Consider the following 24,120-nt stretch of genomic DNA (forward strand, 5'->3'; position numbering starts at 1 on the left):
AATCCTCGCCTACTCTGGCCTGACCCGCCTCTCACTCACAGGGAACGACCCATGCAGACTTCCTACCCCCGCCAGGACATCAAGGTATTGCTGCTGGAAGGGGTCAGCGCCAGTGCGGTCGACGTGTTTCATCGGGCCGGCTACAGCCAGGTCGAACTGCATGCGAAGTCCCTGCCGGAAGACGAGCTGAGGCGATGCATCAGCGACGCGCACATCGTCGGCATCCGTTCGCGCACCCAGCTGACCGACGAGATGCTGGGCCACGCCAAGCGACTGATCGCCGTGGGCTGCTTCTGCATCGGCACCAACCAGGTGGACCTGGGCGCCGCGCGCAGGGCCGGCGTGCCGGTGTTCAATGCGCCCTACTCCAATACCCGCAGCGTGGCCGAACTGGTGATCGCCGAAGCCATCATGTTGCTGCGCGGCATTCCGCAGAAGAACGCGCAGTGCCATCGCGGCGGCTGGGCCAAGTCGGCCAGCGGCAGCTACGAGACGCGCGACAAGGTACTGGGCATCGTCGGCTACGGCCACATCGGCACCCAGGTCGGCGTGCTGGCCGAAAGCTTGGGCATGCGGGTGATCTTCCACGACATCGAGACCAAGCTGTCGCTGGGCAACGCCCGCGCGGTATCCAGCCTGGACGAACTGCTCGAGCGTTCCGACGTGGTCACCCTGCACGTGCCGGAAACCCCGGCCACGCAGCTGATGATCCGCCAGGAACAATTGGCGAAGATGCGCGCGGGCGCGATGCTGATCAACGCCTCGCGTGGCAGCGTGGTGGATATCGACGCGCTGGCCGCGGCGCTGCGCGACGGCCACCTGGCCGGCGCCGCGGTAGACGTGTTCCCGGCCGAGCCGAAGGGCAACGACGACCCGTTCGTGTCGCCGCTGCTGGGCATGGACAACGTGATCCTGACCCCGCACATCGGCGGCAGCACGCTGGAGGCACAGGACAACATCGGCATCGAGGTGGCCAGCAAACTGGTCCGCTACAGCGACAACGGCTCGACCCTGTCGGCGGTGAACTTCCCCGAAGTCACCCTGCCCGAACACCCGCACAGCCGCCGCCTGCTGCACATCCACCGCAACGTGCCGGGCACGCTGTCGCGGATCAACGAACTGTTCTCGGCCGGCAACATCAACATCGACGCCCAGTTCCTGCAGACCGACAGCGAAGTGGGCTACGTGGTGATCGACGTCAGCGCCGACGAGGCGCAAGCCAACGAGCTGAAGTCGCAATTGGCCGCGATTCCGGGCACGTTGCGCAGCCGGGTGCTGTATTGAGTGAGGCGGGGAACGGGGAACAGATGCGAGGCGGCGATGCTCTGCCGTTCCCCGTTCCCCGTTCCCAACAAAAAAGCGCCCAAGGGCGCTTTTTTAATTTCTTGCCCATTGGTCGGGGCGGCCGGATTCGAACCGACGACCCCTCTCTTTACAATCAACAGCTTAGCCGAGACACATGTTTGATCAAACGTAGCAGCAGCAAATGCAACGACGGATCAAATACTTAGCACTCGACCAGAACTGCTAGGCGTAGCAACTGCTCGTGCTGAAAAGCGTAGCACGCCGTGCAAGGAATGTCGGGCTCCAAAACAGGTTGGCGATACATCGCCACGAACGATTCTCCACGTCCGTCAGACCATTGTCAGTTGCACCGCGACTGGTGCCAGTAGCGCGGTCACGTTGCAGCATGTGAAGTGGGCATACCAAAATGAGATCGGGACGGAGATCGAAAGTCCTAGAGACGATGCCAATTGCGCCTTATGGATGCCTCCGCAGTGCCATGTTCCGGAGATAACTCCATGCTTCACCAAGGCCACCCACCCTCAAGATCAAACTCCACCCCACACAGGGGCCCCCATGCCCGGATACACACTCGAAGACCTCCAGGCTGCAGAAGTTGTCAACGCGCGTGAGATCGCTCGATGGGAGAACTACACAGGCAACAACCCGAACAAGTGGCAATCACAGCGCAATGCCGCGGCCCGCAAAGTCCTGGAGATTAGGGAAGAGCTGCTCAGGAATGGAACGATCGAACCTGTTAACTTTAGGGAAGGAGTCCAGCTCGCACTGGATAAAGCCTACCCAAACTCGCAGCCCAGGCGGATCGTTGAGTTGAATGGACAGCGGTGGCGTAAACGCTACGAGATGCGTAGCGACTGGACGCAGTATGGCCAGTCCTGGGAGTTGCTCCAGCCTGATACAGGGAAGTGACAGGGCTAACTCCACACTTCCAGGCAGCGATCAGCTCCTACGTTGGATCACTCCCGATCTCGACCGGCTGGATACAACACGGCTGAGCTCTCACCGCCAACATTGTCTCCCTGTTGCATCCCCATGCCGAATGTCTCCCCTACCCACCCACTTCAAGGAAGACAGAATACGCGCGATCAATCTCACCCACGCCAGGGATCACCTCGGCAAGGTTCTCGATCAGGTCGTCGACGATTGCGAGCCGACGATCATCACACGACGCGGTGATTTTGATGGAAAACGCGCGGTTGTTGCAGTATCCGCCACTAAGTATCAGGCGATCATGAACACGATTGATAGCACCATCCGGACTGATGAACCGCAGTAATAAGCGCCTGCACACACTCACCAACCCTGCATGCACGGTTCGTTTTCGGTGACACCCTGTGTCTACGAGTGTCACAGCGCGCCGCCGGCGCAAGCTCTGAGGCGTCTTAGATCGGCGTCCCCCTATGGGCACCTCGCGTGCGTGAATGATTGCTCACTCGAATCTAGATGCGTCGCGCACGTCTATCGGATTGAAAAACGGTGGCTGCAGGTTCATCCGAGTGGACACTTAAAACGCCATTTTACTCGCTCAGCACGCTGACAACCTCTAGAACCGAACCATGACGGCCTCTCGTATACCAAGCGCATTCTGAATGCTATTGTCAACCAAACGAGCCGGACTGGCCCAAGGGCGGAGCGGGCCCGTGTTGCGGGGGGATGAGCTTGGAAGCGCTCACGGAACTGAAGGACGGATTGCATTCGCTGTTGGATTCCAGGGGCTTTGCATGTCCCGATGGCCGGCCGCTCTATGCGTATCGATTTGCCCGCCGCGAATTCGATCGGATAGGTGCGATGTTGCTGCGGCATGGCCCAGCCGCGCTTCAAGATCGTTATGGCGCGGCGTTGATAATTTCGCACGTCGCAGAGTGGTTCAGGCGTGAGCGAACTGGCGGCCACTGGGATTGGATTCGCCCGCTTCAAACCATTGGCTTAGACTACGGACCCAACGCTCGAATACGCTATCGCGACATCGAGTCTTTGGTCAGTCTTGGATTGGGCGTTTGGCGCCGACCGAAGCCTCAAGGCGGTGAAAGACTCCTTGCCATCGTGCGCGAAGCCGGCTTTCCAGTTGCATCGGTCCGCGAAGATCCGCGCATTTCCTCTTGGCTAAGGAATTCTGTTCTCTGCGTCGAGAGAGGGTTCACGACTCGTGATGCCGTCGGCGCTGAAGCTTGGCGCGTGTCAGATCGTCTTACGCAGGCACTGCTAGAGCCTGCAATAGAACTCTGCGACAAGATTGTCGAACTTCGTGCGTCGCTTCCACCTCTCGAAAATCACAGCGACCCCGTCGACCTTCTCGATAAGATGCGGCCCTATTGGCGGGACGAGCTCCCGTTCGATGTCGAGTGTGAGGACATTCGGGCGATGATTGAACAGATCGTCCGGCTTCGTGACGGAGGCGCCGCGGCACTCGACGTCGTTCGATACTTCGTTTTTGCCGGCGACACATGGCAATCGCGCGCGTCCCTTGGCCTGTCTGGCCGGATCGACTTGGAGCGTTTGCCGCCGTCGATCGTAGGGGTCGTGCGGAGCGGTCGCCGTGTCAGAATTTTCCCGCGCCCGCCATTCGGCGACGAACTCATCGCTGTGGCCGCCGTAGAAACCTTTGAAAAGGACGGAACAACTGAACATGAGCTGCGCGCGTTCGTCGCCAAGTTCGACACACCTCTTGGATTGGAGGATCCGGCTCGGCTCATTGTGCAGTCGGGAGGCAGCATTGTTGGAGACTTCTTAGCGATGGGTGGCGAGGAGCTTGACAGCCCCGTCATTGCAATGCAGATCGAGCAGGTCGATGAGAAAGAGTTCCCAACGAGGCTTCGAGTCTTAGGTTCGTCACCGGTTCAAACGAGCAAGACGACTCTAGCGCTTGCCATAAAAGAAGACCATTTTCCTGCCGTCTCATTTTCGGATGGCTTTGTTGAGCTTGGACGCTGCGTCGTATCAGAGCGTCGAATGGTCCGCTTCAGTGGTTCAGCCACTTTCGCTTTAGATGGAGCGAACTGGTCTTGGACGACTTCTGCTGAGCGCAACGCTGATGCGCGTCCTGTCCTTGTCGGCAATTTGCTTCGCAATGTACGCGAGTCTGTGTTCCGCGGCTTGCCACGTTTGTTAGTCGAACACGAAGGACGCCTAGTCGAGACTAGGCGCCATAAGCTGCACTGGCGCCCTCGAGGAAGAGGAACATGGCGACCAATCGAAGGCAGCAAACCTTGGGGACGCGTCGATCTTGCGGTCATCGAAAATGGAACGCTGTGCTTCACGATTGCTACTTCGATCGTTCCACCAACCATCAACCTTGTCATGGACCGGAGCAATAGGGAGGTTCGGATCACTGGCCTCGACACGCGCGTTTGCGCTGCGTGCGGAGCGACAAATCTAGTCGTTCGGTTCGAGGACGACGAAGTCATCGTTCAACTCGGACCTCCATCGAGGACGCCTACAATCGTCCTACGACCGCGTTGGACTGCCGAGCTGTCCCTCACATTCGCCGATCCTAGTTATGACTTACGGATGATCGATGGCGACGACACCCTGATACCACCGCGCTCAACATTCTCCGTGGATCGCCTGAAGGGCCTGCGAATCCTAACTACGCGTGAAGTGAACCTTTGCATGGAACTGCGTGCAAACGATGCGCCGAGGTTGACGATTACCCGACCGATCTCAGGCGAAGCTCCACTTTCCGCCTTCGCCGAAGCGATCACACAACTGCTCGGCAGCTCGGAGAGCCTTGATGCCCGCGTTGGTCTGAGCGTGCACGGCGCGTCCGAACAACTTGCCGACGTGCGCTGGTACGCAGAGGATGTCGATCCTTTCGTCGCCCCTCGAACGAATACCTTTCTCGTGCTTGAGACGACGCATGGACTGGACCTCCGAGGGATAGCGCTCCCCTCCCCAGCTGCTGGTTCGATACCCATAGCGACACCCGCAAGCCCATCGGAGATGCGTAGTGAGCTGAGTCGTTCGCTTCCGCGTGGCCCTTGGCTGATCTACGGTCGGCGCCGACGTGGAACAAAAATTCGCCCTAGAATCCTGGCTGCAGTGTTAGAACCTGCTGCCGGAAACGAGACCGCATTCGAATTGGCATTCGGTATCGACTCATCCCCAGCACGGGCAGCCGCTTTCATAGAAGCTTACGCGAAACCCGATCAGCTATCGCCACGAGACCGCCGGACGATCATCGATCTTCTCGCAATCGCGCGACGCGAAGGACTGCCCATCTCATTCATTGATGCGCTGAAGGCGCTCGATCGTTCACCGAGGCTTGCAGTATTGCTACTTGCATTCTGCGAATCGTTGGACGAGCGCGCAGCGATGCTCGATCTTCAGCGCGACCTGCCGTTCCTCTGGTGCTCAACAGCAATCGATGACTGGTTGAGCGCATTCTCTGCGCGGATTGAGTATGTTCGCGCGCGCCTGTTGGAAGTCGGCGTTGATACGGTGCTCGCTTACCGAGCCCTATTGGCCGACCTTGGAGAGGTTGTCAGCTTGCGCCCGGAATTGGCGGGGCATGCAAAAGCGGTGGTCTTTATGAGGCACATCGCTGCAGAGGCAGTGCCGGAGAATGGTTCGGTCGACGGTGCCGCAGTTCACTTCTTGGATATTGGACGAAGTGACCATATACGTCGTGAGATCGATCGTCTAATTGGGCGCCACGACGACATCGATCCGCCACCGCATGGGCTGCTGACCCCCAAAACCCGAGCAACTCAGCAGACACTTTATGCTGCATACGATCCGAGTTACGCGGACGTGATCGCAGTGCCGTTTGCTTTGGCCAACCACGCGAGCGGGCGCATAAAACTTACCGACGAAGAGTTACGTCGCTGCCGTGACGTATGGCTTTACGACCCCGAGTACTTTGAAGCTCTCGTGCCGATCGGCATCGACGTAATTCTTCGCAGTTTTGTGTCCAGTGGAGAAGGAAAGACATGATTGATTTCGACCGAATGATGTCGCGTCTGCCAGAGCAGGCTGCCGACGCAATTCTTGGCATGATGCGTCCGACTTCCCGCACGCTCGTCAAGCACCTGCGATCGACTTGGGGTGCGCCTGCGGGTATGCCCGGCTCGCTCATCGCAGAGCCTTTTGTTGAAGGTGCTTTTCCGTGGCTGCTGTTGGAAGGAGGTTGGCACGCGCTTGAGCCGGGAATCCTTGATTCGCGGACCGTCGACGTACTCGCGTCCGTGTCGTTTCCGCCCTATGTGCATCAGGCCGAGACTTGGAAGCATCTGACGAGCGATCGCCCATCCTCGGTGATCGTCTCTAGCGGCACCGGCTCCGGCAAAACCGAATGTTTTCTTGTTCCCATTCTCAATCAGCTGATAAAGCAATCCGACGCCGGGGCGAGGACGCTTGAGGGTGTCCGCGCGCTCATGCTCTATCCCCTGAACGCGCTTATCAGCAGTCAAGAAGAGCGCCTTCAGCGTTGGTTCCAGCCGTTTGGAGGCGCGCTCAGATACTGTCTCTACAATGGCGAGACGCCAGAGGTGGCGCGTGCCGCCACACGTGAAGAAAAGCCGTGGCGCGTTGGAAATCGTGCGGCTCTTCGTGCCTCTCCCCCGCCGGTGCTAGTCACCAACGCGACGATGCTTGAGTACATGCTCATTCGTCAGAACGACGCGTCAATCTTGGCTTCATCGCAGGGCAAGCTTGACTTCATTATTCTCGACGAGGCCCATTCTTATATGGGGGCACAGGCTGCTGAAATCTCATTACTTCTTCGTCGTGTAGCCCTCGCATTCGGACGCACACCTGATCAGATTCGCTACGTTGCAACCTCCGCAACGATCGGAGGTGAGAAGGCAAGAATCGAGCTTCATCGTTTTTTGCAGGATCTTTCGGGTGCCCCTGCTGATGCGATTCACGTGGTCGAAGGGCAGCGAGCACCTTTGCCGGCTGTGCCGACTCACTACGACAACAGCCTCGTTCAACCTAACGTACTTTCTAGTCTCGACCCGTTGGAGAGCGGTGGAATTCTGTCGCGGTCCGCCCGGCTGCGCGCTACGCGCGAGGAGCTACGAGCAGGAAAGATTTACTCTTGGAGGTCATGGACCGAACAAGTCAAGACGATCACAGGTGGGATGGCCGACGCGACAAGGATGTTGGTCGAGGCGGCACGCGCGAAAGATCCGCTAGCCGATCCGGCCCTGGCCGCAAGCGGGGGTGATGCCATTCTCCCCAACCGGATCCATTTGTTTCACAGGACCGTCGCAGGGTTGTGGACTTGCATCAATCCACTCTGCTCCGCAAGTCCGTCCCATGAGAGCGATTCGGACTGGCCCTACGGGCAGATCTTCTCGGATAAGCGCGAACATTGCCCGACCTGCTCATCTATCGTACTTGAATGGGTATGTTGCACCCTTTGCGGCGACGGTGCCCTAAGAGCGGAGGAATACGAATACGGGGCGCGCGTCGCCGCGTGGAATGATGGCAATGACGATGATGGATTCGAGCAAACGCTTGAACGCGAGGATCCGAATGATGCTGCCGATGACGAAGACGAGGAACCAGTCCGCGACGATGCGCCGATGATCGTTTCGCGCCGATATCTGACGTTGCCAGCAAGGGAAGGCTCTAACCGCCTGAGCGTTGAGATGAGCACTGGCATCATCGATGGCAATCTCGAACGGCAGATCGATTTTGCCGCCAGCCGAGACATTTCCGTGTGCCCAAACTGTCTCAAGGCGCCCAATCGAGTCGATCCGAAACGCGGAGCCATGCGCCCTGTGGTTGCTGGGGCACCATTCTTGATGGCCCAGATTACGCCGGGCTTTCTCGCCGATCTGTCACCAGAACCAAATTTGGACGAGCCGCTCCCTTTCGATGGCCGTCGGCTCATTACCTTCACTGATGCCCGTCAGGGCACCGCACGCCATGCAGCCAATCTCCAAATCGCGTCGGAACGTATGTTCATCCGCGGCTTCATCTACCAATTTGTTCAAGAAGGCGCGGTTGTCGATGCTGAGGCGTTGGCTACGATCGACAGAAGGATTGCACGCCTCAGAGAAGACCCACTCGACACCATGCTTGCGGCATTGGCCGACAAAGAAGAGCGGGAGCGCGCAAATCTTGTTGGCGGTGGCGCTAAACCTTGGAGCGACCTCGTGCGAAGGTTGGCGGGGCACGCAACCGTCGATCATTTCCTACGTGTACTCTGGACAACTACCAACCGCGATGAGCGCTTTCAAGAGCCCATAGAGCTTGCGGAGTTTCTTCTCTATCGCGAAGCAATGCGGCGACCTGTTCGAGCCAACTCGGCAGAAACACTCGGCCTGTTTCGCTTCGAACTTCCAGGAATTGACGGCGCGGAACCGCGCGTTCCTGCATCTGCTCGCGCCGTCGGCATGACGGGCGAAGATTGGCGCGATCTGCTCCGATTGCTGATTACGCATTTCCTGCGTACAAACGTCGCCCTTGATTTCCCGCGCTGGTGGCTGAATTGGATTGATCGCCGCCAGAGCCATATCGAGGTCAAGCCTTGGTCACCCGGCGAGAGGTCGAGCCGCTACGTCCGCCTCTGGCCTAACCCCTACGGGGCTCGCTTGACGCGAGTCGTTCGGCTGCTCTTTCAGGCGCTGCAGCTCGACCCCCGAAATCAAGTCGATAAAGACAGAATTGGTGACGTCCTAAATGATGCTTGGCTCGCGCTACAAAGGTTCATGACGCGGACCGACAATGGGTTCCGCCTCAAGCTTAGCAATCTCGCGGTGGCCAAGGTCGAGAACGCCTTCTGGTGCCCCACCACCCGGCGCGTCCTCGACACGACGCTGAGAGGCAGGAGTCCATACGATGTCGATGGCGTCCATCCCGTCGCTTCGCCAATAACGCTTCCGCGCCTGCCATTTCCCTGGCGTCGTGACCAAGAGGGTCGCGCGATCGACGAAGATACGATGGATTCGTGGCTCGCGACAGACTCCGCAGTCGCTGTGCTCCGCGGTGCGGGGCAATGGGGCGATCAACAAGATCGCGCCGCGAAATTCTCGCCTTGGCTTCGCGCGGCCGAGCATTCAGCTCAGCAAGCAAGCACGACCCTCCGGCGGTATGAGCGAGAATTCAAGGAAGGCAAGATCAATGTCTTAGGTTGCTCGACAACCATGGAGATGGGCGTTGACATCGGCAGCATCGAAGCTGTGCTCAATACTAACGCGCCGCCGGAGATCGCGAACTACCGTCAGCGCGTTGGTCGTGCGGGTCGCCAACGTCAGCCCATAGCCGTCGGTCTGACACTGTGCAAGGATCGTCCGCTTGATCGCATGACCATCGCGAACCCTCTCGACTATCTTGAACGCCAAGTGAGGACACCAAGGGTGAGCCTTGAGAGTCCGACAATCGCGACACGTCATGCCGCAGCATTCCTTCTTGCTCGTTTCTTATCAAACATTGGAACGGAACTCCACAAACTAACCAACGGCGCCTTCTTCGCACTTACATTGGAAAGCCCTACGGTGCTTGATGCTGTTCCAGCAACGGCATTTCTTGCATGGCTAGACTCGGCACTGACGGATCAGGCAATAAAAGACTCGCTAGTGACATTGCTTGCGGGCACGCCGGTGACACCTAACTGGGATTTGATCGAGTTGCTTCGCACTCGATTGAAGCGAATCGCGGCTGAGATTCAAGCCGAATGGGAAGCGCTGGCGTCCGCCAGCGGAGAGAACACAGTAGGCGATGTTGAGCTGGCCGCTATCAACAAGGCTCGTGAAATCCAGCGCATTCGGCTCGAACGTGGCTACCTGCTCGGCGAGCTGGCGGGCAGAGGCTTTCTTCCATCCTATGGGTTTCCCACGGATGTCGTTCAATTCGTCACCGAGACCGCGAGCGAGCGGGTAGCAAACCAGCGAGCGTCTACAGATCGCGGTGGGTCCCAAGAAAGGAGCTTCGGGCGCGGCTATCCATCGCGTTCGCGCGAAGTCGGGATTTACGAATACGCGCCTGGAAGAGGCATCGTCGTCGACGGCGTCGTCCGGGAGTCCGCGGGGGTCACGCTCAACTGGCAGCGGCCAGTGTCCGAGGGTGGTTTGCGCGAAATCCAAAGTCTGAGAACGATGTGGTCGTGTAGGACATGTGGTGCCTTGTCATCCAAACCTTCCGCCGTCGAAACAATGTCATGCGCGGAGTGCGGATCGAACATCCTGACTCCGCTTCGCTATCTGAGTCCGGGGGGCTTCTCGGTCGACGTCCGTTTCAAGATCCATGACGACCCCTCGGACGTTGGAGCCAGCAAGGTGGTGGATCCCTGGGTATCCGCGCGTGAAGCCCCGTGGCGATCGCTTCCCGACCCAGCCGTTGGAAGAGTCCGCGCGAGCCCAGATGGCACGGTCTTTTGGTTCAATCCCGGCGATCACGGTCAGGGCTATGCGTTGTGCTTACATTGTGGACGCGCAGAATCTGAGGTCGAAGCATTGGGTGGTCCTGGCCTCTCTGGGCACAAGCCTTTGCGCGGCGCTCCAACCGCGATTGATGGTTCTACCTGTAGTGGAGCGCCCGAATTTGCACCTTATGCCGTCACTCGTCATCTGATGCTTGGTCATGAGATTCGGACCGATGTCTGCGAGATCCAGCTCTATGATTGCCCGTCCCGCGAAGTCGCATTGACGATAGCCCTCGCCCTGCGTGAAGCAGTGGCAAGACGCATAGGCATCGATACCGACGAAATGGGATTCGCGGCGCCTGCCGCGCCGAACGCCCGCGGACGCAACAATTGGAGTGCCGTCATATTCGATCGAGCGAGCGGCGGCGCTGGCTTCTCTGCGACGGTCGCGCGTGATCCTGTCGGCTTACTGCTCGAAGCAGGAACCTTCCTTGACTGCTCCCTCCCAGGCAGATGCGGCGACCCATCTGCCGAGCGAGTCTGCCCTCGCTGTGTCCTAGCGCCCGACGCACAGCATTCCGTCGAAACGACTGATCGCGCTGCAGCGTTCGCATTGCTCACCTCTGCATTGTCACGATTCACGCTTCCGAACGAACATCGCCTTTTTGGACCTTCGACGACATACGAATCCGCTGCGCTCGGCGAGGCATTGAACGAGCGAATGACCACAGATCCTATAGCTGAATTGGTCGTCATACTCCATGGCGATCCCACCGATTGGGATTTCGAAGCGTGGCCTGTGGCATCGGTGGTCGAGCGATGGGGGGCTCGTGGTCGCAGCGTAACGATTGAAGTTGACGAGACCACGTTGGAAAGTGCCGATGCCGTCACTCGGCGGCGTATCGTTCTCTGGATCGAGCGAGCGCGAGCGTCGCTTCGTAAATTGCCGGCGGTGGATGCCGAATTGCTGGCTTTGGTTATTGCTGGAAGCCGCCTCACTGCTTGGCGCTCGCTTGATCGTGACGCCTACCGCATCGGCTCAAGTTGGGCGAGCACATCGGGTGCCCCTGTGGTTCGCGGCACATATGAACGAACGCGAGAGCCGCCGCCAGCGATCGATCCGAACAAATTTTTAGTCGAACGAGTGTCGGAAACGATCTTTGATGTAAATGCCGAACTCAATGGTCCGGTGACTGGTTTCGGACAGCGGCTGAAAGCACTAATGGTCGACCGCAATGACACCCTTGCAGCAATCCTTTCCGAGCCATGCAAAGAACTTCGCTATTCTGACCGATACCTGTTCAGTCCGCTCGTAGCACGACTCGTCAAAGAACTCGTTGCGGGCTTGTGCGACGCAAATACGACCGTAGTTGTCGACACGCTTTTACAACATCGCGACAATCGTCGCCGACACATAGGTAAGAAGTTGCAGGACGACTGGCAGGATGTCGCTGACCGCAACGTGGTCCTTCGACAGCTGCTTACCAGTGTCTCGCCCACCGCCCAACTTGTACTCCACCAAGCACTTCCCCATCGGAGACGACTTGATTTCCGGACGTCCAAGGGTGAAGGAACGATCTTTTTCGACCAGGGTGTCGGATCGTGGACCACCGCTGTTCTAGTAGCTTTTGATCCGACTGCGACAATCAGTGATCAGGTTCGTGCCATCCAAGCGCCATTTAAAATCGAAAACGGTCCGAGTGGGACCTTATTTGCTTGCAAGATACTTTGATGATCCGAAATGAAATTGAAACGGCTCGCCGCCCTAATTTGTCATTCCGCTCGTCGGTGCATCTGAACACTAAGGGTGAACTGTGAAGCTTGCGGGGCTCTTCGCGGGCATAGGAGGTTTCGAGCGCGGGCTCGCTTCGGCCGGGCACGAGACAAGTCTGCTATGCGAAATCTGGGAGCCCGCACGCGCTGTTCTTGCCGCAAGGATGCCCGAAGTGCCATGTGCACGGGACATTTGCGACCTAAAGGCACTCCCAGCGGAAGTCGAGCTTTTGGTTGGTGGTTTTCCTTGTCAAGATCTCAGTCAGGCTGGGTTGACGGCGGGCATCGACGGCGCCCGCTCAGGTCTGGTCGGCGAAGTCTTTCGGCTGCTGGACCAGCGGCGAGTGCCATGTGTCGTGCTTGAGAACGTTTCGTTCATGCTGCAACTGGACAAAGGACGCGCAATACGCGTGCTGGCCGATGCGTTTGAGGCGCGCGGCTACCGCTGGGCATACCGCGTCGTAAACACCCTTTCGTTCTTGCCACAACGCCGCGAACGCGTCATTTTTGTTGCGACGAATACGGATGTTGACCCCGCATCAGTGATCTTGGCAGACGAAGTCGAGCCCCAATTAGCCTCCACCGATCTCGATACTCGTGCGCATGGCTTCTACTGGACTGAGGGCCTTCGAGGTCTTGGATGGGTACCCGAGGGTATCCCGACACTCAAGAAGGGATCGACCCTTGGCATCGCTTCCCCGCCAGCGATCCTTTTGCCTTCAGGGGATATCATCACCCCCGATATACGCGATGCCGAACGATTCCAAGGTTTCCCTGAGAACTGGACCAAGCCGGCTGAGCTGGTCGGTCGTGCGTCGTTGCGCTGGTCGCTTGTCGGAAATGCAGTTTCAGTTCCCGTTGCCAAATGGTTGGGTGGACGGTTAGCCGAGCCTTCAACCTATGACTTCGCAAGAGACAGTGCACTACCCTCCAACGGGCGCTGGCCGAGGGCGGCTCGTTTCGACGGCGATCGTAGGCATGCTGTCTCCATCAATGCCTATCCGCAATGGATAGCGCGGCCGGCATTGATCGAATTTCTTCATCATGAGGGAAGGCCTCTATCGGCGCGCGCAACGCGTGGCTTTCTGTCTAGGACGGAGCGCGCATTGCTGCAGTTCGCCGACGGCTTTCAGGATCGCCTTCGCGGTTATCTTTGCCGAATCGATCCTCCTGGGAGCTCGAATGACATAAAGCGCGTCGTCCCAACAACCCGCGTCAGAGTTAGTGAAAGTCCCTAAACCGAATGTCGAGTTCTACACCCAGCTGAAGTAGAAGGTTACGTTGGCGATACGCTGGCTTCGGCACCATGGATATGGCACGTTCAACGCCGCTCTAGAACTTCCACTCGCCGTCTGACTTTGGCGTGTACACAACGACCTCGCACTCTAGTCGGCGGTGCGACGATATTGATGAAATTATCCTACGAAGCAGGCTCGACGCCGTTTTGCCCGAGCATCTCGCTGCGCTTCAGCCGACCTGTCTGCACCGCATAGGTCAACCTACGAAGCAGGTCCAAGTCTCCACTCGTTAGGTCAGCTCGCTCTTGGGCCTTGAAGGCGAACACCGCCTGCTCAATCTGGGCGACATTTGGCACAACGCGGGGCGGGCGTCGGAGGAATTCCGTGAGTCGAGCGGCTTCGGTATCGAATTCACGTAGGAGCGTGGCTTTAGCCTCAACCGCCTTGAGACGCGCGGTTCGCTGGTCCGCGGTGCCCAAGGATCGCCAGATCTCTTTCTGGCCAGGTTCTTTACCGGCTTGAACCCGAAGCTCGCGAAGAGCTTTGGGCACACTGATCCGCAGGCTCCAAGTCGAGCCACGCAGCATTAGATTTGGTTCTACGCGCATATTCTCTCCGTCGGTCGATGGAACCCTGACGTAGCAGTGCGACGTAGCAAAGAGACGTAGCGCTCCGGTTGAGTGATGGCCACCCCAACGACGCTACATATACCGATCAACAACTTAGCATCGAACCGCGATGCTTGGTCTTGCCGAATTGGTCGGGGCGGCCGGATTCGAACCGACGACCCTCTGCCCCCCAGGCAGATGCGCTACCAGGCTGCGCTACGCCCCGACGAAACGGCAAGCTGGCAAGTCTAGCAGCTTGCACGGCATGTCCGGAAGCCTTCAGCGACGCAGCAGGGTCAGAACTTCTTCCAGTTCCATCCGCACCTGACGCACGATCTGGTGCGACATGCTCGCCTCCATCCGGGCCTGCGGGCCTTCCAGCCGCGCGCGCGCGCCGGTGATGGTGAAACCCTCGTCATACAGCAGCGAGCGGATCTGGCGGATCATCAGCACGTCGTGACGCTGGTAGTAGCGACGATTGCCGCGGCGCTTGACCGGGTTGAGGGCCGGAAACTCCTGCTCCCAGTAGCGCAGGACGTGGGGCTTCACACCGCACAACTCGCCGACTTCACCGATGGTGAAGTAGCGCTTGGCCGGGATGGCAGGCAGTTCGGTGTTATTCCCTTGATCCAGCATAGCCCTCGACTCTTACCTTGAGTTTCTGTCCCGGTCGGAACGTCACCACGCGGCGGGCAGAGATCGGAATCTCCTCGCCGGTCTTGGGATTGCGCCCTGGCCGCTGGTTCTTCAGGCGCAGGTCGAAATTGCCGAAACCGGACAACTTCACCTGCTCGCCGTTTTCCAGCGCTCCGCGAACGACCTCAAAGTAGGCGTCCACGAATTCCTTCGCCTCACGCTTGTTGAGGCCCACATCGAGGAATAGCCGCTCGGCCATTTCCGCCTTGGTCAGCGCCATCTCATCCTCGCAACTTCGCCTTGCATGTTTGCTCCAACGCAGCTATCGCTTCTCGTACGCAACGGTCCGCGTCGTCGTCAGTAAGGGTGCGTGAAGCGTCCTGCAAAATCAAGCCCATAGCGAGACTTTTTCGGCCTGCTTCGACCCCCTTGCCGCTGTAGCGGTCAAACAGCCGCAGTTCCTTCAACCGCTCGCCCAGCGTGCTGCGAACCACCTGCCCGATCTGTGACCAGGCCGCCGTTTCCGGCACGTCGATCGCGATGTCGCGACGCACCAGCGGGAAGCGTGGCACCGCACGCGCCTGCGGCACGCGGCGTTGCAGCACGGGCTCCAGCGCCAGTTCCAGCACGTGCACGTCGGCGCCCAGATCCAGCATCTTGGCCAGTTGCGGGTGCAACGCGCCGAGATATCCCACCGTCTCGCCGTCGCGGGCCACCCGGGCGCCCCGCCCGGGATGCAGCCAGCCCGGCAGGCCGTCGGCATGCACCGACCAGCGCTGCGGCTCGCCGCCCCAGGCGATCAGGGCATCCAGGTCGCCCTTGAGGTCGTGGAAATCCAGTACGCGAGACGGCTCGCCCCACTGCTCGGCACGGGCGCTGCCGCAGGCCACGATCGCGAGGCTTGGCGTTTCCCGCAGGGGATCGCCTTGTTCAGGAGTCCGGCCAGGGATGGCCGGTTCTTTGCGAAGGGACTCGCACGACTCAAACACCCGCGCCACCTCGAACAGGCGCACCCGCTCCTGCTGGCGTGCGCGGTTGTGGCGCAAGGCCTCGATCAGTCCGGGCAGCAGCGAGGGCCGCATCACCGCCAGGTCGGCGGACAGCGGGTTGGCCAGCGGCACCAGGTTCTCGCGGAAACCCCAGCTTGCCAACAGCTCGGCCGCCACGAAGGACAGGTTGACCGCTTCGTGATAGCCACGCGCGGCCAGTTGCTCGCGCAAGGCCAGCTCGTTGATCCGCGCCTCCGGCTCGACCGCCAGGGTCAGCGCGCCGGCCGGCGTGGCCGTGGGGATGTTGTCGTAGCCGAAGATGCGGGCGACCTCCTCGATCAGATCCTCCTCGCGCTCGATGTCGAAGCGGCTGCTCGGTGCGGTGACCTGCCAGCCATCGGCAACCGCCACTACCTGCATGCCCAGGGCGGTGAAGATGCGCGCAACCTCGGCATCGGCCACCCCGACACCGAGCACGCGTTGCAGGCGCGCGCGGCGCAAGGTCACCGCCGCCGGCGTCGGCAGGTCGGCCAGGTTCTCCGCCACCAGCACCGGCCCGGCCTTGCCGCCGGCGATCGCCAGCAGCAGTTCGCTGGCGCGTTCCAGCGCACGCCGCGGCAACTCCGGGTCGACGCCGCGCTCGAAGCGGTGCGAGGCATCCGTGTGCAGGCCCAACTTGCGCGCGCGGCCCATGATGGCGGCCGGCGCGAAGTGCGCGGATTCCAGGAAAATGTTGCCGGTGGCGTCGGTGACGCGCGAGTCGTGGCCGCCCATCACGCCAGCCACCGCCAGACCCTTCGCCTCGTCGGCGATCAGCACGAAACCCGGATCGAGTTTCGCCTCGCTGCCGTCGAGGATTTTCAGCGTCTCGCCGGCGCGGGCATGGCGCACCACGATGTCGCCTTCGAGCGTGTCGTTGTCGAACGCGTGCATCGGCTGGCCCAGCTCCAGCATCACGTAGTTGGTGACGTCGACCACCGCGCTGATCGGACGCAGGCCGGCACGGCGCAGGCGCTCGGCCAGCCACAGCGGCGTGCGCGCGGCCGGGTCGATGCCTTCGATGATGCGGCCGAGATAGCGCGGCGCATCCTTGCCGGCTTCCAGGCGGATGCCGCGGCGCGCTTCGCTGGTGACCGGCACGCTGAGCTGAGCCGGCACCTTCACGGCGCTCCCGAAAAGAGCGGCCACGTCATGGGCCAGGCCGACCAGGCCGAGGCAGTCCGGACGGTTCGGGGTGAGCTTCAGCTCGAAGCTGGCGTCAGGCAGTCCCAGGTAATCCGCCAATGGCTGGCCAACCGGTGCGTCCAGCGGCAGCTCCAGCAAGCCCGACGCATCGGCATCGATGCCCAGCTCCTTCGCCGAGCACAGCATGCCGGACGATTCGACGCCACGCAGTTTGGCCGCCTTGATGGAAATGTCGCCGGGCAGCTTCGCACCGACCATCGCCAGCGGCACCTTGATGCCCACCCGCGCATTCGGCGCACCGCAGACGATCTGCAGCGGTTCGCCCAGCCCCGCGTCCACCTTGCAGACCTGCAGCCGATCCGCTTCGGGATGCTTTTCCGCCGCGATGATTTCGGCCACCACCACGCCCGCCAGGTCGTCGCCCAGCGGGGTGAGCTCTTCCACTTCCAGACCGGCCATGGTCAGTGCATGGGCCAGTTCGGCACGGTCGGCCTGCACATCCACCAGTTCGCGCAGCCAGTTTTCGGAGAATTTCATGTTTGAAGTCCGGGAATGGGGAGTAGGGAATGGGGAATCGGAAGATCGCAGGCCGCTGCCTTTACTATTCCCTATTCCCTATTCCCGATTCACTTCTCAGGCAAACTGCCTGAGGAACCGCAGATCGTTCTCGAAGAATGCGCGCAGGTCGGAAACGCCGTAGCGCAGCATTGCGAAACGCTCCACGCCGAGGCCGAAGGCGAAGCCGGTATAACGCTCCGGATCGATGCCGCAGTTCTTCAGCACGTTCGGGTGGACCATGCCGCAGCCCAGCACTTCCAGCCAGCGCGTCGAGCCATCCTCGGCGTCCCAGCGGATGTCCACCTCGGCCGACGGCTCGGTGAACGGGAAGTAGCTGGGACGGAAGCGCATCTCGAAATCGCGTTCGAAGAATGCATGGATGAATTCGGCCAGCGTGCCCTTCAGGTCGGCGAAGCTGGAGGTTTCGTCGATCAGCAGCCCCTCGATCTGATGGAACATCGGCGAATGGGTCTGGTCCGAATCGCTGCGATAGACCTTGCCCGGCGCGATGATCCGGATCGGCGGCTGGCGACCGGCCATCGAACGGATCTGCACCGGCGAAGTGTGCGTGCGCAGCAGGCGGCCGTCGCCGAAATAGAAGGTGTCGTGCATGGCGCGCGCCGGATGGTGCGGCGGGAAGTTCAGCGCCTCGAAGTTGTGCCAGTCGTCCTCGATCTCCGGACCGTCGGCACGCTGGTAGCCCAGTCGCGCGAAGATCGCGCTGATGCGTTCCAGCGCGCGGGTGATCGGATGGATGCCGCCGCGTTCGCCGTCGCGCCCGGGCAGGCTGATGTCGAGCTTCTCGGAGGCGAGGCGACGTTCCAGCTCGGCCTGTTCCAGCACCTGCTTGCGCGTGGCCAGCGCATCGGCCAGCTGCTCCTTGACCCGGTTCACCTCGGCGCCGCGCGCCTTGCGCTCGTCCGGCGCCAGTGCACCGAGCGTCTTCAGCGCGGCGGTGACGATGCCGCTCTTGCCCAGCAGGCCCACGCGCAGCGCCTCGAGCGCGTCCAGCGTGTCGGCCTTGTCGATATCGGCCAGTGCCTGTGCCGCGCGGGTGTCCAGATCGTCCATAGTGATGCACTTCTCGCTACTTCCCTCCCCCTTTCGGGGAGAGGGTGGGTTGAGGGGCCACTCTTGCGTTGTTGCCTGACCGAAGCGCGCTCCGGTTGAAGTCCGGGCAAGTCCCGTACCCTCACCTCAATCCTCTCACCCGCAAGGGGACTCCCGTTGGTCGCCAGAAGGGAGAGGAGGCAATCGCAAAAAGCCTTTATCCAAACGAAAGCGGGGAGAAGGCTGTGGCCTCCTCCCCGCTTGCTTTACATCATATCGTGCTGACGCAGGAGCGCCCGACGATCAAGCAGCCAGACTGGCCTTTGCTTTCTCGGCGATCACACCAAAAGCCTTGATGTCGTGCACGGCGATATCGGCGAGAACCTTGCGGTCCACCGTGATCCCGGCCTTGGAGAGGCCATTGATGAGGCGGCTGTAGGACAGGCCGAACATGCGAGCGGCGGCGTTGATACGCACGATCCACAGGGCACGGAACTGGCGCTTGCGCTGCTTGCGGCCGATGTACGCGTACTGACCAGCCTTGATGACGGCCTGGTTGGCTACGCGGAAGACCTTGCGACGGGCATTGTAGTAACCCTTCGCGCGGCCGATGATTTTCTTGTGACGACGACGGGCGGTGACGCCACGCTTTACACGAGCCATGGTCTATCTCCTTACAAGTAGGGCAGCATGCGAGCCACGCCGGGCGCATCACACGCCTTCAGGTGGTTCGGTGCACGGAGACCACGCTTCTGCTTGGTCGACTTCTTGGTCAGGATGTGCGACTTGAACGCGTGACCGCACTTGATCTTGCCCGATGCGGTCTTGCGAAAACGCTTCGCAGCCGCCCGGTTGGTCTTGATCTTGGGCATGGAATGCTCCTTGAGTGGGACGACTCCGATGTGGACGTCCCGGTTTCTGACTGATCTGGCGGTGACCCCGAGAGCCACACTTTCCGTCCTGCCATGATCGGTGCACGACCCATCCAGGCGGGTCGAACCCGTGATCATACGGGTTCATGAAGCCAAACACCAGCACGAAGTGCTGACCATGGCCTCCTCTCCCCGCTCCAATCCAATTAAGAACGCTTCTCGCCTTCGCCTCCTCTCCCTCCGGGAGAGGATTGAGGTGAGGGTTCGGGGCTTGCCCCGCCCCAAAAGCGCCTGCTCCGGGAGATACGGCAAAAGAGCATCGCCCGCCAGCGAACTCCCACAGGCAAGCAGCCTATTTCTTCTTGGGCCCGATCATCATGACCATCTGGCGGCCTTCCAGACGCGGGAAGGACTCGACCTGGCCGTTCTCGCCGATGTCTTCCTGGATCTTCTTGGCCAGGTTCTGGCCCAGATCCTGGTGCGACATCTCGCGACCGCGGAAGCGGATGGTGACCTTGACCTTGTCGCCCTCTTCGAGGAAGCGGAGCATGTTGCGCAGCTTGATCTGGTAGTCGCCCACGTCCGTGACCGGACGGAACTTCACTTCCTTGATCTCGACCTGCTTCTGCTTCTTCTTGGCGGCTTGCGCCTTCTTCTGGGCTTCGAACTTGAACTTGCCGTAATCCATGATGCGGCAGACCGGCGGGTCGCCGTTGGGCTGGATCTCGACCAGATCCATGCCGGCTTCCTGCGCCAGTGCCAGCGCCTCGTCACGGGTCAGGATGCCGAGCTGTTCCGCATCGGCGCCAATGACACGCACCCGCGGCACACGGATTTCCAGGTTACGACGATTGCCCTTGTTGTCGGTGGTTGCGATACCACGATCCTCCAGAAGAAGTAATGTCACTGACCGCCAGGCTGAGCGTTTTCGCTCAGCGCCGGGTTTCGGTCTCCAGTCGCTCGATGAAATCGGCCAGCTTCATGCTGCCCAGGTCTTCACCGGAACGGGTACGCACAGAAACCGTCCCCGTCTCTTTCTCGCGGTCACCGACCACGAGCAGGTACGGCACTTTCTGCATCGTATGTTCGCGGATTTTATAGCCGACTTTCTCGTTGCGCAAATCCGATTGTACCCGGAAACCTTTGTCGACAAGGGTTTGCGTCACTTCGCGGACATAATCGGCCTGGGCGTCGGTGATATTGAACGCCACCGCCTGCACCGGGGCCAGCCATGCCGGCAGCAGGCCGGCATGGTGCTCGATCAGGATGCCGATGAAACGCTCCATCGAGCCCACGATGGCCCGGTGCAGCATCACCGGATGCCGCTTCTGCGAGTGTTCGTCGACGTATTCGGCGTCCAGGCGTTCGGGCATCATGAAGTCGACCTGCATGGTGCCGACCTGCCAGGCGCGACCGATCGAGTCCTTCAGGTGGTACTCGATCTTCGGCGCGTAGAACGCACCCTCGCCCGGCAGTTCCTCCCACGCCACGCCGGCGGCACGCAGCGCATTGCGCAGCATTTCCTCGGTGCGATCCCAGAATTCGTCCGAGCCGATGCGTTTTTCGGGGCGCAGCGCCAGCTTGATCGCCAGGTCGGTGAAGCCGAAGTCGGCATACACCTTCATGGCCTGCAGATGGAACGCGGTGACCTCCGCCTCGACCTGCTCGGGCGTGCAGAAGATGTGGCCGTCGTCCTGGGTGAACGCGCGCACGCGCATGATGCCGTGCAGCGCGCCGGACGGCTCGTTGCGGTGGCAACCGCCGAACTCGCCGTAACGGATCGGCAGTTCGCGATAGCTGTGCAGGCCGGTGTTGAACACCTGCACGTGGCCGGGGCAGTTCATCGGCTTCAGCGCGAAGGTGTGCTTCTCCGACTCGGTGAAGAACATGTTCTCGGCGTAGTTGTCCCAGTGGCCCGAGCGCTTCCACAGCGACACGTCCAGCACCATCGGGCAACGCACTTCCTGGTAGCCGCTCTTCTTGTACACGCCGCGCATGTACTGCTCGACCTGCTGCCAGATCGCCCAGCCGTTCGGGTGCCAGAACACCATGCCGGGGCTTTCTTCCTGCTGGTGGAACAGGTCCAGCTGCTTGCCGATCTTGCGGTGGTCGCGCTTCTCGGCTTCTTCCAGCTGGAACAGGTACGCCTTCAGGTCCTTGTCGTTGAGCCACGCGGTGCCGTAGATGCGGCTGAGCATCGCGTTGTTGGAATCGCCACGCCAGTACGCGCCGGCCACCTTCATCAGCTTGAACGAGTGCAGCTTGCCGGTGTTCGGCACGTGCGGACCGCGGCACAGGTCGGTGAACTCGCCCTGCGAATACAGCGACAGGTCCTGGTCGGCCGGAATGCCTTCGATGATCTCGGCCTTGTAGTTCTCGCCCAGGCCGCGAAAGAACGCCACCGCCTCGTCGCGCGACTTCACGCTGCGCGTGACCGGCAGCTGCTCGGCGACGAGCTTGTGCATCTCCGCCTCGATCTTCGGCAGGTCGTCCGGCGTGAACGGGCGCTCGTAGGCGAAGTCGTAATAGAAGCCGTTGTCGATCACCGGACCGATGGTGACCTGCGCGCCCGGGAACAGCCGCTGCACCGCCTGCCCCATCAGGTGCGCGGTGGAGTGGCGCAGGATCTCCAGCGCCTCCGGACTTTTCTCGGTGACGATCTGCAGGCTGGCGTCGTGCTCGATCGGGAAGCTGGCATCGACCAGCTTGCCGTCGACCTTGCCGGCCAGGGTCGCCTTGGCCAGGCCGGCGCCAATCGAGGCGGCCACGTCCTGCACGGTGACGGGATGGTCGAACGGCCGCTTGCTGCCGTCGGGTAGCGTGATCTCGATCATGGGAAGCGTTCTCTGAAAAGCAAAAAAGGGCATCCGCCCTTCTTCAAAAAGCACAAGGCGTGGTGGGGTCAGCAGGAGCAGCGGGTAGTTGCCATGTCGCACACTCGGCCGGCGTGACGCGGGCCACCTTGATCTTGTGGATTGCAGAAACGCTAGTTTAGCCCAAATCGGCTGTCAATCCTCCGCTTTCAGGGCGATATGCACGAGGTGCGCGATAGAATGCAGCCCGATCCTGCGAGGACTTTCCATGCGCATCCTGGTTACCGGCACCGCCGGCTTCATTGGCGCCGCCCTGGCCCAGCGCCTGCTGGCACGCGGCGACGTGGTCCGCGGCTTCGACAACCACAACAGTTACTACGACCCGGCGTTGAAGGAAGCGCGCCTGGCCCGCTTCATCGACCACCCCAACTACAGCCACCAGCGCGCCGACCTGGCCGATGCCGAGGCGGTGGATCAGGCGTTTGCCGACTTCAAGCCGCAGCGCGTGGTGAACCTGGCCGCCCAGGCCGGCGTGCGCTACTCGATCCGCAACCCGCGCGCGTACGTGCAGAGCAACCTGGCCGGCTTCGTCAACATTCTCGAAGGCTGCCGCCACGGTGGCGTCGAGCACCTGGTCTACGCCTCCTCCAGTTCGGTCTACGGCGCCAATCGCAAACTGCCGTTTGCGGTGGAGGATGCGGTCGACCACCCGGTCAGCCTGTATGCCGCCAGCAAGAAGGCGAACGAGCTGATGGCGCACACGTATAGCCATCTATACGGCATCCCGACCACCGGCCTGCGCTTCTTCACCGTGTATGGCCCGTGGGGCCGGCCGGACATGTCGCCGATCCTGTTCGCCGACCGGATCAGCCGCGGCGAGCCGATCGACGTGTTCAACCATGGCCACCACAGCCGCGACTTCACCTATGTCGACGACATCGTCGAAGGCGTGATCCGCACGCTGGATCAGCCGGCCACGCCCGACCCCGCCTACGACGCCGAGCTGCCGAATCCGGGCACGTCGAACGCGCCTTATCGCGTCTACAACATCGGCAACGACCAGCCGGTGCAGCTGCTGCGCTTCATCGAGCTGCTGGAACAGAACCTGGGGCGCAGCGTGGAAAAACGCCTGCTGCCGATGCAGCCCGGCGACGTGCCCGACACCTGGGCCGACGTGTCGGCGCTGCGCCGCGACGTGGGCTATGCGCCGAGCACCTCGATCGAGGATGGCGTGGCGAAATTCGTGCAGTGGTACCGCGAGTACCACGGCTGATCCGGCCCGCCGAAACTCAGAACGGCTTGGCGAGCACCAGCCAGATCACGCCCAGCAGCAGCAGCACCGGCAGTTCATTGAGCCAGCGCAGGGCCTTCGATGACGGCAGCGCCGCGCCCTTCGCGTTGTTCTTGAGCATGCGGCCAGCCCAGATGAAATACGCCAGCAGCAGCGCCACCAGGGTCAGCTTGGCATCGATCCAGTGCATGCCCGAGGTGACGTTCGGCAAGTTCTGCGGAAACACCCGCCAGCCCTGCCACAGGGTCAGGCCGAACACGAAGGCGAGGCCAAACATGTTGTGGCCGAATTTGTACAGGCGCCGCCCCATCAGCTGCAATCGCGCCTGCACCACGGGTTCGCCAGCGCTTTCGGCCAGGTTCACCAGGATCCGCGGCAGATAGAACACCGTGGCCATCCAGGCGATCACGAACAACAGGTGCAGCGACTTGATCAACAGATAGGTCATGACGGAAACGGATGGCCGCTGCGGCATGCAGCGAAGGTGATGAT

The 24,120-nt window shown here is 60.9% G+C and carries 16 protein-coding genes and 1 tRNA gene; 7 read left to right on the forward strand and 10 right to left on the reverse strand.

The window, feature by feature from the left end; all coding sequences use genetic code 11:
- Window positions 1–51 precede the first annotated feature (51 nt).
- The 6 genes from serA to dcm all read left to right on the forward strand — a co-directional run bounded on the left by serA (window position 52) and on the right by dcm (window position 13,626).
- Window positions 52–1,284, forward strand: a complete 1,233-nt coding sequence (gene serA, locus ASD82_RS11300; protein ID WP_056717938.1) for a phosphoglycerate dehydrogenase — start codon at window positions 52–54, stop codon at window positions 1,282–1,284.
- 576 nt (window positions 1,285–1,860) lie between these two features.
- Window positions 1,861–2,214: a hypothetical protein gene (locus ASD82_RS17885; protein ID WP_056717939.1), complete on the forward strand. Its 354-nt coding sequence runs from the start codon at window positions 1,861–1,863 to the stop codon at window positions 2,212–2,214.
- A 130-nt stretch (window positions 2,215–2,344) separates the two neighbouring features.
- The gene (locus ASD82_RS17890; RefSeq protein ID WP_056717940.1) at window positions 2,345–2,581 is read left to right on the forward strand and encodes a type II toxin-antitoxin system Phd/YefM family antitoxin; all 237 of its coding nucleotides are present in this window, start codon (window positions 2,345–2,347) and stop codon (window positions 2,579–2,581) included.
- A gap of 383 nt (window positions 2,582–2,964) precedes the next feature.
- Window positions 2,965–6,237 (forward strand): STY4851/ECs_5259 family protein, encoded by a 3,273-nt coding sequence (locus tag ASD82_RS17760; RefSeq protein ID WP_157599249.1) that lies wholly within the window; start codon window positions 2,965–2,967, stop codon window positions 6,235–6,237.
- Window positions 6,234–12,347 (forward strand): DEAD/DEAH box helicase, encoded by a 6,114-nt coding sequence (locus ASD82_RS17400; protein WP_082585320.1) that lies wholly within the window; start codon window positions 6,234–6,236, stop codon window positions 12,345–12,347. Before ASD82_RS17760 ends, ASD82_RS17400 begins: the two co-directional genes overlap by 4 nt.
- A gap of 82 nt (window positions 12,348–12,429) precedes the next feature.
- Window positions 12,430–13,626: a DNA (cytosine-5-)-methyltransferase gene (dcm, locus tag ASD82_RS11330; protein WP_056717944.1), complete on the forward strand. Its 1,197-nt coding sequence runs from the start codon at window positions 12,430–12,432 to the stop codon at window positions 13,624–13,626.
- Between the two features lie 757 nt (window positions 13,627–14,383).
- Here dcm and ASD82_RS11340 read toward each other — a convergent pair.
- The 9 genes from ASD82_RS11340 to thrS form a co-directional block, all read right to left on the reverse strand.
- Window positions 14,384–14,460: transfer RNA gene (locus ASD82_RS11340), tRNA-Pro, on the reverse strand.
- Between the two features lie 53 nt (window positions 14,461–14,513).
- Entirely contained in the window at window positions 14,514–14,870 is a 357-nt protein-coding gene (locus ASD82_RS11345) for a MerR family transcriptional regulator (RefSeq protein ID WP_007804493.1), read from the reverse strand.
- The gene (ihfA, locus tag ASD82_RS11350; RefSeq protein ID WP_007804491.1) at window positions 14,851–15,150 is read right to left on the reverse strand and encodes an integration host factor subunit alpha; all 300 of its coding nucleotides are present in this window, start codon (window positions 15,148–15,150) and stop codon (window positions 14,851–14,853) included. The genes ASD82_RS11345 and ihfA overlap by 20 nt, the downstream gene beginning before the upstream one ends.
- 1 nt (window position 15,151) lies before the next feature.
- Window positions 15,152–17,581, reverse strand: a complete 2,430-nt coding sequence (pheT, locus tag ASD82_RS11355) for a phenylalanine--tRNA ligase subunit beta (protein WP_056717946.1) — start codon at window positions 17,579–17,581, stop codon at window positions 15,152–15,154.
- 96 nt (window positions 17,582–17,677) lie between these two features.
- Window positions 17,678–18,673, reverse strand: a complete 996-nt coding sequence (gene pheS, locus ASD82_RS11360; RefSeq protein WP_056717947.1) for a phenylalanine--tRNA ligase subunit alpha — start codon at window positions 18,671–18,673, stop codon at window positions 17,678–17,680.
- Between the two features lie 282 nt (window positions 18,674–18,955).
- Window positions 18,956–19,315 carry a 50S ribosomal protein L20 gene (gene rplT, locus ASD82_RS11365; protein WP_007804486.1) on the reverse strand — a complete coding sequence of 120 codons (360 nt, stop codon included), beginning with the start codon at window positions 19,313–19,315 and terminating at the stop codon, window positions 18,956–18,958.
- Between the two features lie 11 nt (window positions 19,316–19,326).
- On the reverse strand, window positions 19,327–19,524 hold the full coding sequence (gene rpmI, locus ASD82_RS11370) for a 50S ribosomal protein L35 (RefSeq protein WP_007512063.1): 198 nt from the start codon (window positions 19,522–19,524) through the stop codon (window positions 19,327–19,329).
- A gap of 352 nt (window positions 19,525–19,876) precedes the next feature.
- Window positions 19,877–20,401, reverse strand: a complete 525-nt coding sequence (gene infC / locus ASD82_RS11375) for a translation initiation factor IF-3 (protein ID WP_304437728.1) — start codon at window positions 20,399–20,401, stop codon at window positions 19,877–19,879.
- A 55-nt stretch (window positions 20,402–20,456) separates the two neighbouring features.
- On the reverse strand, window positions 20,457–22,358 hold the full coding sequence (thrS, locus tag ASD82_RS11380; RefSeq protein WP_056717948.1) for a threonine--tRNA ligase: 1,902 nt from the start codon (window positions 22,356–22,358) through the stop codon (window positions 20,457–20,459).
- A 247-nt stretch (window positions 22,359–22,605) separates the two neighbouring features.
- Here thrS and ASD82_RS11385 point away from each other — a divergent pair, with 247 nt between their 5' ends.
- On the forward strand, window positions 22,606–23,610 hold the full coding sequence (locus ASD82_RS11385) for an NAD-dependent epimerase (RefSeq protein ID WP_056717949.1): 1,005 nt from the start codon (window positions 22,606–22,608) through the stop codon (window positions 23,608–23,610).
- A gap of 16 nt (window positions 23,611–23,626) precedes the next feature.
- On the opposite strand, the gene ASD82_RS11390 is transcribed toward ASD82_RS11385, so the two are convergent.
- Window positions 23,627–24,076: a CopD family protein gene (locus ASD82_RS11390; RefSeq protein ID WP_056717950.1), complete on the reverse strand. Its 450-nt coding sequence runs from the start codon at window positions 24,074–24,076 to the stop codon at window positions 23,627–23,629.
- Window positions 24,077–24,120 lie beyond the last annotated feature (44 nt).

The sequence above is a fragment of the Rhodanobacter sp. Root179 genome, assembly GCF_001428465.1.
GTDB lineage: Bacteria > Pseudomonadota > Gammaproteobacteria > Xanthomonadales > Rhodanobacteraceae > Rhodanobacter.

Bases quoted from the DNA above. Each gene is read 5' to 3' on its own strand.
- serA (WP_056717938.1), top strand. From the start codon at position 52: ATGCAGACTTCCTACCCCCGCCAGGACATCAAGGTATTGCTGCTGGAA.
- ASD82_RS17885 (WP_056717939.1), top strand. From the start codon at position 1,861: ATGCCCGGATACACACTCGAAGACCTCCAGGCTGCAGAAGTTGTCAAC.
- ASD82_RS17890 (WP_056717940.1), top strand. From the start codon at position 2,345: ATGTCTCCCCTACCCACCCACTTCAAGGAAGACAGAATACGCGCGATC.
- ASD82_RS17400 (WP_082585320.1), top strand. From the start codon at position 6,234: ATGATTGATTTCGACCGAATGATGTCGCGTCTGCCAGAGCAGGCTGCC.
- ASD82_RS11345 (WP_007804493.1), bottom strand. From the start codon at position 14,870: ATGCTGGATCAAGGGAATAACACCGAACTGCCTGCCATCCCGGCCAAG.
- ihfA (WP_007804491.1), bottom strand. From the start codon at position 15,150: ATGGCGCTGACCAAGGCGGAAATGGCCGAGCGGCTATTCCTCGATGTG.
- pheT (WP_056717946.1), bottom strand. From the start codon at position 17,581: ATGAAATTCTCCGAAAACTGGCTGCGCGAACTGGTGGATGTGCAGGCC.
- pheS (WP_056717947.1), bottom strand. From the start codon at position 18,673: ATGGACGATCTGGACACCCGCGCGGCACAGGCACTGGCCGATATCGAC.
- rplT (WP_007804486.1), bottom strand. From the start codon at position 19,315: ATGGCTCGTGTAAAGCGTGGCGTCACCGCCCGTCGTCGTCACAAGAAA.
- rpmI (WP_007512063.1), bottom strand. From the start codon at position 19,524: ATGCCCAAGATCAAGACCAACCGGGCGGCTGCGAAGCGTTTTCGCAAG.
- thrS (WP_056717948.1), bottom strand. From the start codon at position 22,358: ATGATCGAGATCACGCTACCCGACGGCAGCAAGCGGCCGTTCGACCAT.
- ASD82_RS11385 (WP_056717949.1), top strand. From the start codon at position 22,606: ATGCGCATCCTGGTTACCGGCACCGCCGGCTTCATTGGCGCCGCCCTG.
- ASD82_RS11390 (WP_056717950.1), bottom strand. From the start codon at position 24,076: ATGACCTATCTGTTGATCAAGTCGCTGCACCTGTTGTTCGTGATCGCC.